This is a genomic window from Atlantibacter sp. RC6 (assembly GCF_014193285.1).
Taxonomy (GTDB): domain Bacteria; phylum Pseudomonadota; class Gammaproteobacteria; order Enterobacterales; family Enterobacteriaceae; genus Atlantibacter.
In genome coordinates, this window is the sequence record NZ_JACHZE010000001.1 from 288,635 (window position 1) to 306,225 (window position 17,591).

The window sequence follows — 17,591 nt, forward strand, 5'->3', positions numbered from 1 at the left end:
CTACAGCGCGGTGAGATAGCGTCCAGGGGTCTGGCCCAACCCCTTTTTGAACATGGTAATAAACGCGGTGGTGGAGTCGTAACCCAGCCCCTGGGCCACTTGCTGAACGTTCTTCCCATCCACCAGCATATGCAAGGCCTGAATAAGCTGGAGCTGCTGACGCCAGCGCCGGTAGTTCAGGCCCGTTTCCCTGACAACCAGGCGCGATAAGTTACGCTCGCTCATGGCTAGCTGCGTCGCCCACTGCGCAAGGGTGCGATTTTGCTGAGGATGCGCGGCCATAAAATCCACCATGGCGCGGATCTTCGGGTGCGCGGAAACCGGCAGCCGCAGCGGCTCCACGGGCAATTCTGGCAGTTCGTCAAACAGCACCTGAACCAGACGGTTGCGTCGGTCGCTACGTTCGCGGCACTCCGCCAGTTTTACAATCAGTTCGCGGACAAACGGCGTGACTTTTAGGGTACAGCACTGTTCCGGCATCGCGACCGCGCCGGGTTCGATAAACAGAAAGCACAGCCGGGCATTGGCCGTGGCGCGATTATGATGCGGCATCGCGCCGGGTATCCATACTGCGTACTGCGGCGGCACCATCCACATCGCGTCCGCCACTTCGCAGGTAACGCCACCGTGCAGCGCCAGGATCAACTGCCCTTTGCGATGATGGTGCAGCGGGATTTCCTGTTCGTGGGTGGTAACTCGCACCCGAAAAGAGACTGCGGCGTCATCGTGATCGTCAGGATGATAGCCGTCGAGGTTTAAAGACTGTTCCATGACGTTGTCCGATTTTAGCGATTATTTGGCATAATAGCTTGATTCATTGTCCCGGCATACCCGTTAATCTTTACGCCCCTTCGGCTCTATGAGATGACTATGACACTTTCCACTCCATCACGCGGCCAGGCGCTGCTGATGATTGGCGGCCTGTTAACCATCGCCGCCACCCTGCGCGTCAGCTTTACCGGCGCGGCGCCGCTGCTGGATATGATCCGCGCCAGCTACGCGCTCACCACGGCCCAGACCGGGCTGTTGACCACCCTACCGTTACTGGCGTTTGCTATCGTTTCGCCGCTGGTAGCGGGCATAGCCCGGCGCTACGGCATGGAAAGAAGCCTGGCGGGGGCGATGCTGCTGATGTGCTTTGGTATTGCGTTACGTTCCGTGGAGGGCAGCGTGTGGCTGTTCAGCGGCACAGCGCTTATCGGTTGCGCCATCTCGCTGGGCAACGTGCTGCTGCCAGGGCTGATTAAACGCGACTTTCCCGGCCAGGTGGCGCGGCTTACCGGGGCCTATTCGTTAATCATGGGTAGCGCGGCGGCACTGGGTTCTGCGCTGGTGGTGCCCGTGGCCGAAGCCGGTTTCGGCTGGCGCGGCGCGCTGTTAAGCGTGATGTGCTTCCCGCTGCTGGCCCTGCTGGTATGGTTACCGCAATGCCGCCGCAACGTAACGGCCAACGTGACCGGCTCGGGCGCGCTGCGCCAGCAATCGTTATGGAAATCGGCGCGGGCCTGGCAGGTAACGCTATTTTTGGGGCTCAATTCACTGGTCTATTACGTGGTCATCGGCTGGCTGCCATCAATTCTTATCAGCCACGGCTACAGCGAGGCCCATGCCGGTTCTCTGCACGGCTTGCTCCAGTTAGCCACCGCCGCGCCGGGGATCCTGGTGCCGCTGTTACTGCACCGGTTAAAGGATCAGCGGGGGATCGCGGTTCTGGTATCGTTGCTGTGCGCGCTGAGCGCGTTGGGGCTCTGGCTGATGCCAGGGTTTGCCAGCCTGTGGGTGGTCATTTTTGGCCTCGGCTCGGGCGCGACCATGATACTGGGCCTGACGTTTATCGGCTTGCGATCGGGTTCGGCGCATCAGGCCGCGGCGCTTTCCGGCATGGCGCAGTCAGTGGGCTATCTGCTGGCGGCCTGCGGACCGCCGGGCATCGGGAAAGTACATGATATTACCGGCGGCTGGGGTCTGCCGCTGCTGGCCGTCGCGCTGATCTCGCTGGCGATGGCGCTGGCGGGCGGGCTGGCGGGCCGTAAAGGTGAAATCAGCCCGCCTTAATTTACGGTTTTGCGGCGAGCAGTAACGCCTGCACCAGCGGCGCGGGTTTGCCGACCAACGCCGCACGCTCATGTTGAAACAGCGTCGCGACAAAGAACGGATGCGTCACCAGCTCAACGGCCCGGATGGCGCCCTCCTCATCCCAGCCGGTGACTTTTAGCGGCTGGTCCACCAGCGCCTCGGCAAACGCATCCGCTACGCCGTAATTGCAGTGATAACCTTCGACGATTTCCGTTTTACCGTAGGCTTTGGCGATCAGGGTATTCGGGCGCAGCTCAATGGCGTCGGTTTTTTCGACCAGCGAGCAGGTTAACGGGGCAATCACCATGCGGCCCTGCTGCGCCGTTTCAGCATGGGCGGCGTCGTCCCAGCCCATCACGTTGCGCGCATACTCGATAATGGCATGCTGGAAGCCGCCGCAGGTGCCGAGAAAGGGAATACTGTTTTCCCGGGCGTAGCGAATCGTCAGCAGCGCGCCGTCTTCATTTTGATAAGGACTGGCGGGCACCAGCCAAATCGCGTCATAACCCACCAGGTCTTCACCGCTTTTCACTTCCGTGGTGTGCAGCCAGTCGTAATCGACATCCAGGTTCAACACGGCGGCGGCATCGTCAATCGCCAAAGGAATCGCCTGATGCGCTAAAACCGAGGCATTGTAATCGCCGACCAGGGCAATCCGCAGCGGAGTAGTGAGAGGGAAAGTGTCCATAAGAAATCCTGTGCAAAGAGGAAGGTGACTACACAAGGAACCTCACATTACAGATAGCTTATTGATTTTACAACGCCTAATTATTGCGGGTGTGAGCGAAGGTTTTATAAGAATAGGCCCGGCGGTCAGGCCGGGCGAGTGGTGATAATGCTCAATGCGCGGTGATCTTCTCCAGCGGGTAACGCAATTCTTTGCTGTCACTATTAATGGCTACTGTGCGTAGATGGCGGTTACAGATAAACCAAATCTCATTGCGATCGTTCGATAAAATGTAGAACGCATCTGACGACTCGGAAGCATTAAAGCAGCCAATGGCCCGGTAGGCGGTTTCCGCATTAAATCCGCTTTGCAGCGGGAACGGTCGCGGGCCATTCTCTAATTCCTGAATACGTACATACAACCCTTCTTCCATCCACATCATTTTTATTCTCCTGAGGACATCACCTGAAAAAAGTATAAGCACAGCCAGGAGAATTTTGCGGTGGGATGAAAAAAAGATATCTGGTTGTTGGTAAAGCCAAATTCAGGTTAAGGCAAGGCGATTAACAGCCAGGTTTACCAGGTGAACGGGAAGCGCAATGCCTTCCCGTGGGGAAACCTTTAAATGGCGATTTGCTGGAATTCATTCTCTTCGCAATGGGTGACATAACGTTGTAAATCATAAATCAGGCTTTTCGCCATGGAGGGCGTCATGGAAAAGAACGGTGAATCAAAGGTTGTGGCATTCGGATTCCAGGACGAGGTGCAATAGCCAATTTTAAATACTAAAACGTTTTGATCCGATTTAGGCCCAACCTGCCAGCCAGTGACGGGAAACACAGGAAAATCATTATCGCTGTTCATCATCATTCCCTTATGACTTGTGTGATTATCCGAGAATAGCACCCCTTATCGGCTCCCACTAGTCAATCCTTAGCTAAATTTTTAATTAACAAACATGATTAGGATTAACCTGAAAGCCCGCTAAAAATATTCACTTAAACTAAATTTTTATAATCTGTTACCTGAAGATATATTCAATAATTAATAAGGGGTTACACTAAAAATATATGGTATATATTTTTAATTAGATTTCACATAATCGCTTACAGGAATCATCACTCCGCTGAATTGAGATTATAGTGTTTGAGGGCTGCACGATTTTTACCGCCTTTTTCGCGCAGCCCTGGTGTTATTTACGTTTGCTCATCCATCATGAAAGCAAAGGATATAACTGTGTCAGTTCGTCATTTACCCGCACGGTTAAGGTTTTTTTTTCAACCTTCAGCTTGATATCATTCTCCCCTGAGAGATCGGTAACCACAATGTGGTTAACACGCTGCTCCCTGGAACGCATGATCAGGTATTCAATATCTGACGTAGAGGGATTATTGGGTCCTCTCCCAGGATAAAGCGTCGATGCCCCTGGCGAATAGCAATAAAGCGTAAACCCCTGAAAGGCAAACTTCGCAGCAGGTTCAGGAATGATTTCCTTCGCAGCCAGGACGTTTGGATGCAATACCTTGAGGTATTCTTCTTTCTTCAACGCTGACAGAAACTGCGCGTCCACCAGATAGGTGGTATCAACAATCTGACTGTATGGGTTGTCAACCGTAATGATATCAACCAGCAGATCATCGGAAACAGTAATATGACGGCGGAATACCACATCTTTATAGGCTGAATCATCCCACTCTACCCGCGTTTTACTGTCCGGCAGCACCGGCAGGCGCATCCAGTCTACTTCTGTTATCAGCTAGGTTTTATTGTTATCACTGATATATGACACCACGCGCGGGCACGCGGGCGGCTGATTTTTACCATTAATACACAGGGTATTATGGGCAAACGAATTTTTATAATACCCATAATGCAGCGGTGCTCCGTAACCCGTGGTTCCCAGATCCGGAAATATAGCCCGGTTTTTATCAAATACCGTCAGCCCCAGATAATTGTAATGGTCGTGCTCACCACCATAAGGCGTATGTTTGACACACACGGCTCTTCCTGGTTTCGGTCTGATAATGGTGAGCCCGGATTGCGGGCTATGCAGGTTTTGACATGGAGGACTAAGGGGATGATCAGGGAGTTCCTTCGCATAAAACAGCGCATCGATACTGTCACGTTCATGTTGCTGATAAATATAGTTGAGCAACTGTCCGTAGCTTTTGTCCTGGTAATACCACCAGGCAAACTCATAGAGGTCTGTATGCGTCAGTCTTTCCTGCCCATTAACACAATCGTTAATTTTGGGAAGCGTCATGTCCGGCATCAGCATATTCAGGGGGGCACTCAGCATTCGCCGATAAAAGGGTTTATCCAGCAACGAATATTTAGTTCCGCCGGCGACTTTTTCAAAAGCAAAAAAGCCCTGCAACGCGTAGTAATGATAATGAAGCGAACCTTCAAACCAGAGGCCATCCGGCATAAGCGCGTGTTCCAACTGATACGCCAGGCCATATTTACTGTTTACGGCAAAATCCAGATAAGTCTCGTTCTCCAGCACTGCGCCAATAATCCCTATCGCCGCACTAATTTTGACTTCATGGTTGTGGATCTGATGACATCGATGGTCCATCAAAAACGCTGCGCCGGTATGCAGCAGTCGTGACGTGATAAAATGTTCTTCCTCTGTCGTCAGATGGGCCTGAACAATATCGAAGCCACGAGCAAAATCGACGAAACAATTGGCTTCACATAATGTCTGCGCATTGGCCTTACCAGGACCATTGTAGGGAATACCGCCATGTTCCTCATAAAGAGGATAATAACGAGCATAACCCAGCAGGATTTCCCGCACTTTGTCCAGGTAACGGTCATCTTCCGTGAGTAGCCAAAGCACGCCCAGTTCATAGCACGCTTTTGCATTCAGGCCATTCAGCCAGCGCCACCAGGCGCCATCATAGGGTTCGCCGGAAAAGACCGCCCCATCGACAGGACAAACATGTTTATGTGGGGAGTGACGGTCCCATTTCAGGCGTACGCTGTGATCCGGGCAGAAAAAATAATGGTTCCAGGTTGCGCATCCGGTCTCAGGAATTAACACCGGATGGTTAATGAGGTCATTATTACTGTCAATCAAGGTGTTAATTATGTCCCGCGTCACGCGCTGGCGGGCATTAACAATCTGTAAAGGGGTAAACTGCTTCATTATTTACTCCATTATTTTACCAGAACCGAACCGGGGATCAGCAGATTAATGTCCTGATTGTTGGTTTTGGTCAGCTTCGCCGCCGATTGCACAAAATCAACATCCTTATACGCTCTGGCTGCGGCCAGCACTGGCCCCGTAGCTTCAGATGGCTGATACTGAATTTCTTGATGCATCCACTCAGTTTGAGGCTTACCTGTCTGCCCACTGACAAGAGCAAAAGCTTTTTTCATCGAATGCCCGTCCAGTTCGAAACCCCATGTATCTTTGTTAAGTTTTTCACCGTAGCGCCCCATTCTGGCGTAGGCGGCTAGCGCAAAATTGGTGTAGTGGAAAGAACGGGTACGTTCCGTTTCAGAAATAATTTCCCCGTTGCTGTTCACCTGTGAAGCCAGATGGCGAAGTTTAAAAATATCCATTTGTTTTCTGGCCTGCTCCTCCTGCCCGGTAAACAATGAAAAAGCGGTAACCTGCGCGTCATACCAGGCGCCATGATTGTTATACCAGTTGGATTCTTCAAACCCGTTGCGGCTGGTCAGCAGCCATTGCGTATAGTCGGCATACCATTTTTTATAACCGGCCAGATCCTGTGCAGGGATAAGCCCGGAGGATTGCAGCAGCGCAATACTGTCGGCAACATCAATCAGGACGCGCGTATCGATGATCCCAATACCACGGCCATCAATGGCGCCGGGGATTGCCTGAGCATAATTGAGGTTAGGATTCATTCGGGTTTCTTTGTCCAGAAACCAGGCTTTCAGCATCTGCTGCGCCTTTACAGCGTATTGCTTATCGCCGTTATAAAACCATGCCAGCGCCAGCGATCGAACATCATCAGAAAATTGCACCATGCGCTTACTGTCGGTTCCGTTCGTTTTGGCATCCGGATTGATCTGCCCGTCTTTACGAATGTATGGCATCCCGTTTTTGGTATCCGGATTCGGCCACCAGTACGGGCCAAAACTATAGTAATCATGCTTATCCCCGGAGGCTGGCACCAGCGTCTTATCCGTTACCGAATACCTTGTGTGCGACAGCGCGGCATCAGCCTGTGCCGTCAGCGCCCGCCAGGCAGGCACATAACGGGGATCATGATGGGTAATCGCGCTTTTAATCACCCGCATCTGTGCACAGTCATACGTCAGGCACTGTGCTGATAAATCGGCTCCAAACGCAGCGGCCTGAGCGCCGGGAATGGCGCCGATACACAGCGCCAGTGAAAAAATTTTTAGTTTCATTCTGATATCCTTATCCGAGATTATCGAGATTGATGGACAGACCAATACGGAAGCGATTTTCAGTCAGCCCCGATTCACCGTTATATTTCCCCTGCTGCTCCATGTAGTCCCATTCAACATAAGGCTGCCAGGTTTTGTTGTGCTTATAGCGAATAACCAGATCGTTCTCCCAGCTATTTTGTTTCCCGTTGTTGAAGTGGAAGTCATTCACGTAACGATAAAACACAGGGTTATTCTGAATATCCCAGTCTTTATTTTGCCAGCCGAGATAGAGGTCAATACGTTCCTGAGAACCTTTATGATTTTCCCCATTTAAGTCGACAGAATCATACTGGTTCCAGTCATAGCGAAAGCGGATTGCCGAATACCAGGCCTGTGTCATCTTCCAACCAAATTTAACGTATGGCCGGAATTGCGCGCCTTCTTTACCCCAGTGGTACATCATGCCTGGCTGGGCATAAAGCGAGCTGTTCAGGTGATATTTGTAATTACCTTCGAGTTCGTTATAGTCCGTGGTGGACTGGTCGAAATTTTCACTCCCTTGTTTATTGTCCGTTTCCATACTTAACCAGAACGCGCCGACCGTCTGGCTTATTTTGAAACGCGACTCGTAGGTTTTACTGGCTTCTTTATAACCGCCGCGCATGTCAAAAGTGACTGCATGGCATAACCCAGGCGCGCAACACATCGCCAGCAATAAAGCTGTTTTTTTCATAAAATAATATCCTTTCCTGAAAGAGAGAATTAAGCCGTCACTGGCTGGTTGTTTTTATCCGGTGATTTAATTAATGCCCACAAAAACAGCGCGCCAATCAGGTCAAATACGCCCAGACCCACAAAAAAGGAGTTGTAACCCATCACGGTCACCATTGAGCCCAGGAACATACTGAAGAAGAAATTACCCATGCTGCCGGAAAAACCCGCAAACCCGGTTGCCGTCCCCACTTTCTCTTTGGGGAACAGATCAGAGGACATGCTGATAACGGTGATCGACAGACATTGATGCGCAAAACCGGCCACACAAAACAGCGTCAGTGCAACATAGACATTTGTCACAAAGCCGACCCCCGCCATCGACAACATCAGGATAGCGGCAAAGCTGAACGTGATACGTTTGGCATTCAGCGTGCAAACGCCACGGCTGACCAGAAAGCGGGACAGGAACCCGGCGAAGACGCAGCCGAAATCAGCCGTCAGGAATGGCAACCATGCGAACATAGCAATATGCGCCATATCCATATGACGAACGGTAACCAGGTAAAGCGGCATCCAGTAATGGAGTGTTCCCCAGGCCGGATCTGCCATAAAACGCGGCAGAGAAATCGCCCACAAATTGCAATCTTTGATAATGGATGCCAGAGAGGCTTTTTCCTTTACCACCTGAATCTGATCGGCCAGCACAGCGGAATGTTCTGACTTAACATACATACTGTGCTGTTCAGGGGCGCGGTAGAACAGAAACCACACTACAGCCCAGATAAGGCCAATCGCCCCGGTAACCACAAACGACATTTCCCAGTTGTAGTAGGTGATTGCCCAGACGACCAGCGGAGGAGCCAGCATTGCGCCCACTGAGGTACCCAGGCTGTAGACACCGCATGCAAGCCCCCGTTCTTTGGCGGGAAACCACTCTGCGGTCACTTTCATCCCGGCCGGGTTAAACGCGGCTTCCGTTACCCCCAGACCCCCACGCAACCAGGCCATCGGCAACCAGCTGCTGCACAGCGCGGTCAGCATATTAAAAAGGGACCAGAGTGCCGCCAGCAGGGAAAAACTAAGGCGAAGTCCCAGCTTATCAATAATAAATCCGCAGGCGATCCCGCCGATTGCGTAGGTGAAAGGAAATACCGCAACAATCCAGCCATATTGCTCACTGGATAAACCCAACGTTTTCATCATTTCTGGCGCGGCGACGCCAAGCGTGCTTCTTGCCAGATAATTAGTAATAGTCCCTAACATCACCAAAATGATGATGTACCATCTTAAATTTTTAATCTTCATAGATGCTCTCATATGACAGGAAAAATTTCGTCAGGGCATTACGCATGAGGTGCTATCAATATTCATAAATAAATATTCATTAATAAATATTCATAAATCGATATCCATTGCGCAACGCGCCGCCTTTCTCATACAAAAAACAAAGAGATATTTCATGGAGTGAGTCGTTACAATTCATCATAATGAAGCTATGATCAGCCAGGGTATTACCCTCTTCATTACCATTGAACAACTATTTCACAAACACCTCCCTGCACTTGCCATTTAAATCAAGCGTTCGTAACACGTGCTGAATAAACCAATAAAATACTAACCATCCAGGTTTTCCTTTTTGTGACGAGCAAAGCAAAAACAATATTTCAAAAATAACAAAACAATATATTGATAAAATAAAAGTCAGTAAAATTGACAGCGTAAATGTTTTTATAAAAACATTCATAAAATGAATTAGCGCACATACTGCAGCTGGAAAGGAGATCGACGCTGTATTCTTGCCAGACGGGACTTTTCATCGGCACCACTGCCGGTTCAGGGAAAATGTCTCATAATGGAATTCCGTTTCTGAATCGAGCAGGATTTCGGGTGAGAATCATTGCAGGCGGTCACCTGTTGTCACCAACAGGTTTAACAGTTAACATACTGTACAAACACACAGTAATTCAGAGGTAGTTATGTTCGTCGAACTGGTTTACGACAAGCGCAACGTGGCGGGCTTACCTGGCGCGAGAGAGATCATCCTTGAAGAGTTGACGCGGCGCGTACACAAAATTTTTCCCGACGCGGAAGTCAGAGTTAAACCGATGCAGGCCAATGGGCTTAACAGCGACGCCAGCAAAAACGATCGCGAGAAGCTAAACCGTATGCTGGAAGAGATGTTTGACGAATCGGACATGTGGCTGGTGGCGGAGTAGTCACGCCGTGAAGCGGGTTTGCGGAACAGTAACCGTAGCGCAGACCCGCCGGGTATTGACGTAATAGAGAAATTTACTTTACGTAAAAAATAAATACGCCAGCAGGGCAAGCAAAGAAAAGAGTATCGGACCGGTGGTAAAGGCCCACAGGTTTTTCTCCTGTTCGGCGCGAATATCATGAAAGCGTGCTAACGCGGCTTGTGAGGTTGCCGCCTCTACTTCCTCAAATTCTTTTTGATACCCCTGTTTCAGCCATTGTTCGTGAATTAACGCGCCTTTCTCCACGGCAATCACGTTGCCCGCTTTTGAATAGAAGAAATAAATCGCCATAGCCAACAACTCCTTAGGGGGTATCCCCACTACTCTACCCCGACGCTATGATGACTCTCAATGAGAAATAACCCGGGCGGTTGGCATGAATCACATCACGCAAGAACGATTAACGGCGCTGGCGGCAGGAGATACCGCGCTTTCGAACGAGTGCGCCTGCATCGCGCAAGAACTGTTGCAGGCCAGGCGACAGATAGCCATGCTGGCAGAGCAGTTAACGGCGCAGATCCGTTTGCCGGTATGCAGCGCCAGCCCGGTATGTGAAATCGAAGCGGGCTATGCGGCTGGCGTGAATGACTGCAAAGAAGCCATTCGCCGGGCAGGTTATCCGATTGAAGACGATGAATAAAAAAAACGGGAGCACTCAGGCTCCCGTTTATTGGCATCAGTTTACGCTGATTACATGTTGGCGATGATGGCGTCACCAAACTCTGAACATTTCAGCAGCTTAGCGCCTTCCATCAGACGTTCGAAATCGTAAGTCACGGTTTTGGCGTTAATCGCGCCTTCCATGCCTTTAACGATCAGGTCTGCGGCTTCGAACCATTCCATATGACGCAGCATCATTTCAGCGGACAGGATGATAGAACCCGGGTTCACTTTATCCTGGCCTGCGTACTTCGGCGCGGTGCCGTGGGTGGCTTCGAACAGGGCGCACTCGTCGCCAATGTTGGCGCCTGGCGCGATACCGATACCGCCAACCTGCGCTGCCAGAGCATCGGAGATGTAGTCGCCGTTCAGGTTCATACAGGCAATCACGTCATACTCAGCCGGACGCAGCAGGATCTGCTGCAGGAACGCATCGGCAATCACGTCTTTGACGATAATGTCTTTGCCGGTGTTCGGGTTCTTGATTTTCACCCACGGGCCGCCGTCGATCAGTTCGCCGCCGAACTCTTCACGCGCCAGCTGGTAGCCCCAGTCTTTAAACGCGCCTTCGGTGAACTTCATGATGTTGCCTTTGTGAACCAGGGTCACGGATTCACGTTCGTTGGTGATGGCGTACTCGATGGCCGCGCGAACCAGACGTTTGGTGCCTTCTTCAGAGCACGGTTTGATACCAATGCCGCAATGCTCCGGGAAGCGAATTTTCTTCACGCCCATTTCATCGCGCAGGAATTTGATCACTTTATCGGCTTCAGCGCTGTCGGCTTTCCACTCGATACCGGCGTAGATGTCTTCAGAGTTTTCACGGAAGATCACCATATCGGTCAGTTCCGGGTGTTTCACCGGGCTCGGGGTGCCCTGGTAGTAACGCACCGGGCGCAGGCACACATACAGATCCAGCTCCTGACGCAGGGCCACGTTCAACGAACGGATGCCACCGCCAACCGGCGTGGTCAGCGGGCCTTTAATCGCCACACGGTATTCACGGATCAGATCGAGAGTTTCTTTCGGCAGCCAGACGTCCTGGCCATAAAGCTGGGTGGATTTCTCACCGGTGTAGATTTCCATCCAGGAAATTTTTCGCTCGCCTTTGTAAGCTTTCTCAACAGCGGCATCGACCACTTTCAGCATCGCCGGGGTCACGTCAACACCAATACCATCACCTTCAATGAACGGGATAATTGGGTTAGCAGGCACAGACAGTTTGCCGTTTTCTACCGTGATCTTTTTACCTTCGGCCGGAACAACTACTTTGCTTTCCATTCACCTCTCCTTCGAGCGCTTAGGGTGGATACGCATTTTTGTTAATGATTTGTAATGAGCGGGTCAATACTACCTGAATGTTTTGTCCCATGCTATGCCCTTATGATTCCGTTATAATGCGCGAATCTGTCACGTCTGAAAACACTATGCCGAAAACTTCTTATACAAATCACCAGCTTGAGCGATTCAGCCCGCGCAAGACATCACGTAAACCCAAATCCTCCGGGCCGAAGCAGCTGATCCTGTTTAACAAACCTTACGATGTGCTGCCGCAGTTTACCGATGAAGCCGGACGCCGCACGCTGAAGGATTATATTCCGGTGCAGGGCGTCTATGCCGCAGGCCGTCTCGATCGCGACAGCGAAGGCCTGCTGGTGTTGACCAACGATGGCGCGTTACAGGCGCAACTCACCCAGCCCGGCAAGCGCACCGGGAAAATTTATTATGTGCAGGTCGAAGGCGAACCGGACGCTGCGGCAATTGACGCGTTGCGCCACGGCGTCACGCTTAACGACGGCCCGACGCTGCCCGCTGGCGTGGAGCTGGTCGAGGAGCCCGAGTGGTTGTGGCCGCGTAACCCACCCATTCGCGAGCGCAAATCCATACCCACCCGCTGGTTGAAAATCACCCTTTATGAAGGCCGCAACCGCCAGGTGCGGCGCATGACTGCGCATGTGGGTCACCCTACTCTGCGCCTGATTCGCTATGCTATGGGCGAGTACACGCTTGATAATCTCGCCAACGGCGAGTGGCGGTCCATTACGTTATAAGGAGTCACCATGTTTAAACCGCATGTCACGGTCGCCTGTGTAGTACAGGCGCAGGGGAAGTTTTTAGTGGTTGAGGAAACCGTCAACGGTAAGGTGACGTGGAACCAGCCCGCCGGGCATCTGGAAGCGGATGAAACGCTGGTGGAAGCCGCCGCGCGCGAGTTGTGGGAAGAGACCGGCATCAGCGCGCAACCGCAAACCTTTGTGCGTCTGCATCAATGGATAGCCCCGGACAAGACGCCATTCCTGCGTTTTCTGTTCGCCATCGATCTGGATGAGCCGTTACCGACTACCCCCCATGACAGCGATATTGAGCGCTGCGTCTGGGTGAGCGCCGGAGAAATCCTCAATGCCACCCATTTGCGCTCGCCGCTGGTGGCAGAAAGCATTCGCAGCTACCAGACTGGCGTGCGCTACCCGCTTGAGGTGGTGGGCGATTTTAACTGGCCGTTTACAAGGGATGCCTAAGCCGCAACTGCGTGCTAGAATACGCCGCCTTAGATTTCTGTTGTGAGTACTTCCATGTCTGAAAGCCCAAAAAAAGTGATCGTCGGGATGTCCGGCGGTGTCGATTCCTCGGTTTCTGCTTACCTGCTGCTGAAGCAGGGTTATCGCGTAGAAGGCCTGTTCATGAAGAACTGGGAAGAGGACGACGGCGAGGAGTACTGCACCGCAGCCGCCGATTTAGCGGATGCCCAGGCCGTGTGCGATAAGCTCGGCATTGTGCTACATACCGTGAATTTCGCCGCGGAATACTGGGATAACGTGTTCGAGCATTTCCTCGCTGAATATAAAGCGGGCCGCACGCCGAACCCGGATATCCTGTGCAATAAAGAAATCAAATTTAAAGCCTTTCTGGAATTCGCCGCCGAAGATCTCGGCGCGGATTACATCGCCACCGGCCACTACGTGCGCCGTGCCGATATCGACGGCGAAAGCCGTTTGCTGCGCGGCGTCGACGGCAATAAAGACCAGAGCTATTTCCTGTACACCCTGGGCCACGAGCAAATCGCCCAGAGCCTGTTCCCGGTAGGCGAACTGGAAAAACCGGAAGTGCGCCGCATTGCCGAAGAACTCGATCTGATCACCGCGAAGAAAAAAGACTCCACGGGCATCTGCTTTATTGGCGAGCGCAAATTCCGCGAGTTTTTAGGCCGCTACCTCCCTGCCCAGCCGGGTAAAATCATCACCGTTGACGGCGATGAGATTGGCGAACATCAGGGCCTGATGTACCACACCCTGGGCCAACGCAAAGGCTTAGGCATCGGCGGCACCAAAGAGGGCAGCGAAGATCCGTGGTACGTGGTGGACAAAGACGTTGCCAACAATATTCTGATCGTCGCCCAGGGGCATGACCATCCGCGTTTGATGTCGGTTGGCCTGATCGCCCAGCAACTGCACTGGGTGGATCGCGAGCCGGTTCGTGAAACCGTGCGCTGTACGGTGAAAACCCGTTACCGCCAGACCGATATCCCCTGCACTATTGTCCCGCTGGACGATGACCGTATTGAAGTGCGTTTCGACGAACCGGTCGCGGCGGTCACACCGGGCCAGTCAGCGGTCTTTTACCAGAACGAAATCTGCCTCGGCGGCGGGATCATTGAGCAACGCTTGCCGTTGCCGGTTTAATTGGATGCAGCCGATCACGCTGCCATATTGAAGACACAGGGTATACAAGGAGTGGTTTAACGTGGCGAAGAACTATTACGACATCACCCTGGCGCTGGCAGGCATCTGCCAGTCGGCGCGTCTGGTGCAGCAACTGGCGCATCAGGGCCATTGCGACAGCGACGCCATGCACGTGTCGCTCAACAGCGTTATCGACCTGAACCCGGATTCCACGCTGGGCGTGTTCGGCGGCAGCGAAGCGAACCTGAAGCTGGGGCTGGAAACCCTGTTGGGCGTGCTGAATGCCAACAACCGCCAGGGGCTTAACGCTGAGCTGACGCGTTATACCCTGAGCCTGATGGTGCTGGAACGCAAACTCAATTCCGCCAAAGGGGCGCTGCAAACCCTCGGCGAGCGCATAGATGGCCTGCAACGCCAGCTGGAGCATTTCGATCTCGAATCGGAAACCCTGTTAAGCGCCATGGCGGGCATTTATGTCGATGTGGTCAGCCCGCTGGGTCCGCGTATTCAGGTCACCGGCTCCCCTGCTGTGCTGCAAAGCCCGCAGGTGCAGGCCAAAGTCCGCGCTGCGCTGCTGGCCGGTATTCGCGCCGCAGTGCTGTGGCACCAGGTCGGCGGTTGCCGCCTGCAATTAATGTTTTCCCGTAATCGTCTGACCCATCAGGCGAAACAAATTCTTGCTCATTGTTAACCTCCCAGGAGTCACTGATGGAATTATCCTCCCTGACCGCCGTATCCCCGATTGATGGACGTTACGGCGATAAAGTCAGCGCTCTGCGCGCTATTTTCAGCGAGTACGGTTTGCTGAAATTCCGCGTACAGGTCGAAGTACGTTGGCTGCAAAAATTGGCCGCGCACGCAGCGATCAAGGAAGTTCCTGCTTTTGACGCAGACGCAAACGATTTCCTTGATGCGATCGTGGCGCAGTTTAATGAAGCCGATGCCGCGCGCATCAAAACCATCGAACGCACCACCAATCACGATGTGAAAGCGGTGGAATATTTCCTGAAAGAGAAAGTGGCGGATATCCCGGCGCTACACGCGGTGTCTGAATTTATTCACTTCGCCTGCACCTCTGAAGACATCAACAACCTGTCCCATGCGCTGATGCTGCAAACCGCCCGTCAGGATGTGCTGTTGCCTTACTGGCGTCAGGTGATCGACGCCGTGAAAGCGCTGGCCCACGAGTACCGCGATCTGCCGCTGCTGTCGCGCACCCACGGCCAGCCGGCGACGCCGTCCACCATGGGCAAAGAGATGGCCAACGTGGCGTACCGTATGGAGCGCCAATACCGCCAGCTCGAGCAGGTGGAAATCCTTGGCAAAATCAACGGCGCAGTAGGTAACTACAACGCCCACATTGCCGCCTACCCGGAAGTGGACTGGCATGCGTTCAGCGAAGAGTTTGTGACCTCACTGGGTATTCAGTGGAACCCCTACACCACCCAGATTGAACCGCACGACTACATCGCCGAGCTGTTTGACTGTGTGGCGCGTTTCAACACCATCCTGATCGACTTTGACCGCGATGTGTGGGGCTACATCGCCCTGAACCACTTCAAACAGAAAACCATCGCCGGTGAAATCGGCTCATCCACCATGCCGCATAAAGTGAACCCGATTGACTTCGAAAACTCCGAAGGCAACCTGGGCTTGTCTAACGCGGTATTGCAGCACCTGGCGAGCAAACTGCCGGTGTCCCGCTGGCAGCGCGACCTGACCGATTCCACCGTGCTACGCAACCTGGGCGTGGGTCTCGGCTATGCGCTGATTGCTTATCAGTCCACCCTGAAGGGCGTCAGCAAACTGGAAGTCAACGCGGATCGCCTGCTGGACGAACTGGACCACAACTGGGAAGTACTGGCAGAGCCGATCCAGACCGTGATGCGCCGTTACGGCATCGAAAAACCGTACGAAAAACTCAAAGAGCTGACCCGCGGTAAGCGCGTGGATGCCGAAGGCATGAAACAGTTTATCGACGGACTGGCGCTGCCGGAACATGAGAAAACCCGTCTGAAAGCCATGACCCCGGCGAACTATATTGGCCGCGCGGTAGATATGGTGGACGAGCTGAAATAAGGCTTAGCAAAAATTTGCGCGTTACGCCGCCTTCGGGCGGCGTTTTTTTTGCCTGTAATTCGCGGCTGGGGTAGCGTAAAGAAAACCACAGGAGAAAAAGATGAAACGCTATCTTGATTGCAGTGCCTCGGAACTGGCGAACATTGAAAAAGACGATTTGATTTACGCCATCCGCGCCAGTGAAGGCCGTATTCTGGTCAGTGAGTGCATCGGCGCAATCCCCCCGCTACTGAATAACATCACCAATGCCGAGCTCGCCGCCAGCCAGGGGGCGGATATCCTGCTGCTCAATCTGTTTGACGTCTCTGCGCCGGTGATTAACGGCCTGCCTGCCGGCATTGACCCGCAGGAGACATTGCGCGAGTTGCAGCGCTTAACCGGACGCGTGATTGGCGTGAATCTGGAGGCAGTGGATCCGGCCCATGCCAGCCAGCACGATGAGTTCTGGCAGATGACGCCAGGCCGCGCGGCGACCGCTGACAATGCCCGTAAGCTGTATGAGATGGGCGCGCGTATTGTGGTGCTGACCGGTAACCCCAATAACGGCGTCAGCAATCAGGCGATTGCCGAATCGCTGAATCTGATCCGCGCAGAAGTCGGCGATAAACTGGTGCTGATCACCGGTAAAATGCACGGCGCGGGCATTGTTCGGGAGAGCGGCAGCGCGCTGCTGACCGAGCAGGATATCGCGCTGTTCGTCGATAACGGCGCCGACGTGGTGCTGGTCCCGGCGCCCGGCACCATTCCGGGCATGACCGTTGAGCGCGTCGCCGCGCTGATCGACTTTACCCACCAGCGTGGCGCGCTGGCGATGACCGCCATCGGCACCTCCCAGGAAGGCGCTGACCGGGAAACAATTCGGCAAATGGCGCTAATGAGTAAGATGGCCGGTGCCGATATTCATCATATTGGCGATACCGGTTATGCCGGGCTGGCGCTGCCGGAGAATATTTTCACCTACAGCGTCGCCATTCGCGGCGTTCGTCACACCTACAGCCGTATGGCGCGCTCAATTAACCGTTAGCAATCAGAGTGTTTAAACCTGGTTTAACACCCGCTGCCGATAATTGGCGTTACACTATGAAACAG

General features: G+C 53.0%; 18 protein-coding genes and 1 pseudogene. 9 read left to right on the top strand and 10 right to left on the bottom strand.

Annotation, left to right across the window (positions count from 1 at the left end; genetic code table 11):
• Positions 1–771 carry a helix-turn-helix domain-containing protein gene (locus FHW74_RS01355; RefSeq protein WP_183168793.1) on the bottom strand — a complete coding sequence of 257 codons (771 nt, stop codon included), beginning with the start codon at positions 769–771 and terminating at the stop codon, positions 1–3.
• Between the two features lie 99 nt (positions 772–870).
• Between FHW74_RS01355 and FHW74_RS01360 the strand changes: the two genes are divergently transcribed.
• Entirely contained in the window at positions 871–2,055 is a 1,185-nt protein-coding gene (locus tag FHW74_RS01360) for a CynX/NimT family MFS transporter (RefSeq protein ID WP_183168794.1), read from the top strand.
• A 1-nt stretch (position 2,056) separates the two neighbouring features.
• Here the strand turns inward: FHW74_RS01360 and FHW74_RS01365 are convergent, their stop codons facing one another.
• From FHW74_RS01365 to FHW74_RS01395, 7 genes and pseudogenes are all read right to left on the bottom strand, one after another.
• Positions 2,057–2,764 carry a CTP synthase gene (locus tag FHW74_RS01365; protein ID WP_183168795.1) on the bottom strand — a complete coding sequence of 236 codons (708 nt, stop codon included), beginning with the start codon at positions 2,762–2,764 and terminating at the stop codon, positions 2,057–2,059.
• A 151-nt stretch (positions 2,765–2,915) separates the two neighbouring features.
• Positions 2,916–3,185 carry a hypothetical protein gene (locus FHW74_RS01370; RefSeq protein WP_183168796.1) on the bottom strand — a complete coding sequence of 90 codons (270 nt, stop codon included), beginning with the start codon at positions 3,183–3,185 and terminating at the stop codon, positions 2,916–2,918.
• Between the two features lie 179 nt (positions 3,186–3,364).
• Positions 3,365–3,607, bottom strand: coding sequence for a hypothetical protein (locus FHW74_RS01375; protein WP_183168797.1), 243 nt, complete (start codon positions 3,605–3,607; stop codon positions 3,365–3,367).
• 349 nt (positions 3,608–3,956) lie between these two features.
• Positions 3,957–5,894 (bottom strand): annotated as a pseudogene (locus FHW74_RS01380) (heparinase II/III family protein).
• An 11-nt stretch (positions 5,895–5,905) separates the two neighbouring features.
• Positions 5,906–7,132 (bottom strand): alginate lyase family protein, encoded by a 1,227-nt coding sequence (locus FHW74_RS01385; RefSeq protein ID WP_183168798.1) that lies wholly within the window; start codon positions 7,130–7,132, stop codon positions 5,906–5,908.
• A 10-nt stretch (positions 7,133–7,142) separates the two neighbouring features.
• Positions 7,143–7,847: an oligogalacturonate-specific porin KdgM family protein gene (locus FHW74_RS01390; protein WP_183168799.1), complete on the bottom strand. Its 705-nt coding sequence runs from the start codon at positions 7,845–7,847 to the stop codon at positions 7,143–7,145.
• Between the two features lie 29 nt (positions 7,848–7,876).
• Complete coding sequence (locus tag FHW74_RS01395; RefSeq protein WP_183168800.1) at positions 7,877–9,133, bottom strand: MFS transporter; 1,257 nt, start codon at positions 9,131–9,133, stop codon at positions 7,877–7,879.
• A gap of 671 nt (positions 9,134–9,804) precedes the next feature.
• Here FHW74_RS01395 and FHW74_RS01400 point away from each other — a divergent pair.
• The gene (locus tag FHW74_RS01400) at positions 9,805–10,044 is read left to right on the top strand and encodes a DinI family protein (protein WP_183168801.1); all 240 of its coding nucleotides are present in this window, start codon (positions 9,805–9,807) and stop codon (positions 10,042–10,044) included.
• 78 nt (positions 10,045–10,122) lie between these two features.
• Here FHW74_RS01400 and FHW74_RS01405 read toward each other — a convergent pair whose 3' ends face one another.
• A complete protein-coding gene (locus FHW74_RS01405) occupies positions 10,123–10,374 on the bottom strand; it encodes a hypothetical protein (RefSeq protein WP_183168802.1) in 252 nt (83 codons plus the stop codon).
• Between the two features lie 85 nt (positions 10,375–10,459).
• Between FHW74_RS01405 and FHW74_RS01410 the strand changes: the two genes are divergently transcribed.
• On the top strand, positions 10,460–10,723 hold the full coding sequence (locus tag FHW74_RS01410) for a hypothetical protein (protein WP_183168803.1): 264 nt from the start codon (positions 10,460–10,462) through the stop codon (positions 10,721–10,723).
• A gap of 50 nt (positions 10,724–10,773) precedes the next feature.
• On the opposite strand, the gene icd is transcribed toward FHW74_RS01410, so the two are convergent.
• Positions 10,774–12,024 carry an NADP-dependent isocitrate dehydrogenase gene (gene icd / locus FHW74_RS01415; protein WP_183168804.1) on the bottom strand — a complete coding sequence of 417 codons (1,251 nt, stop codon included), beginning with the start codon at positions 12,022–12,024 and terminating at the stop codon, positions 10,774–10,776.
• A gap of 116 nt (positions 12,025–12,140) precedes the next feature.
• On the opposite strand from icd, the gene rluE reads away from it, so the two are divergent.
• The 6 genes from rluE (at position 12,141) to FHW74_RS01445 (ending at position 17,526) form a co-directional block, all read left to right on the top strand.
• Positions 12,141–12,794: a 23S rRNA pseudouridine(2457) synthase RluE gene (rluE, locus tag FHW74_RS01420; RefSeq protein ID WP_183168805.1), complete on the top strand. Its 654-nt coding sequence runs from the start codon at positions 12,141–12,143 to the stop codon at positions 12,792–12,794.
• A gap of 9 nt (positions 12,795–12,803) precedes the next feature.
• Positions 12,804–13,262 (top strand): NUDIX hydrolase, encoded by a 459-nt coding sequence (locus tag FHW74_RS01425; RefSeq protein WP_183168806.1) that lies wholly within the window; start codon positions 12,804–12,806, stop codon positions 13,260–13,262.
• Between the two features lie 54 nt (positions 13,263–13,316).
• Positions 13,317–14,423 (top strand): tRNA 2-thiouridine(34) synthase MnmA, encoded by a 1,107-nt coding sequence (gene mnmA / locus FHW74_RS01430; RefSeq protein WP_183168807.1) that lies wholly within the window; start codon positions 13,317–13,319, stop codon positions 14,421–14,423.
• A gap of 61 nt (positions 14,424–14,484) precedes the next feature.
• A complete protein-coding gene (gene hflD, locus FHW74_RS01435; protein WP_183168808.1) occupies positions 14,485–15,114 on the top strand; it encodes a high frequency lysogenization protein HflD in 630 nt (209 codons plus the stop codon).
• Positions 15,115–15,131: 17 nt separating this feature from the next.
• Complete coding sequence (purB, locus tag FHW74_RS01440; protein ID WP_183168809.1) at positions 15,132–16,502, top strand: adenylosuccinate lyase; 1,371 nt, start codon at positions 15,132–15,134, stop codon at positions 16,500–16,502.
• A gap of 100 nt (positions 16,503–16,602) precedes the next feature.
• The gene (locus FHW74_RS01445) at positions 16,603–17,526 is read left to right on the top strand and encodes a haloacid dehalogenase-like hydrolase (RefSeq protein ID WP_183168810.1); all 924 of its coding nucleotides are present in this window, start codon (positions 16,603–16,605) and stop codon (positions 17,524–17,526) included.
• Positions 17,527–17,591: the final 65 nt, after the last annotated feature.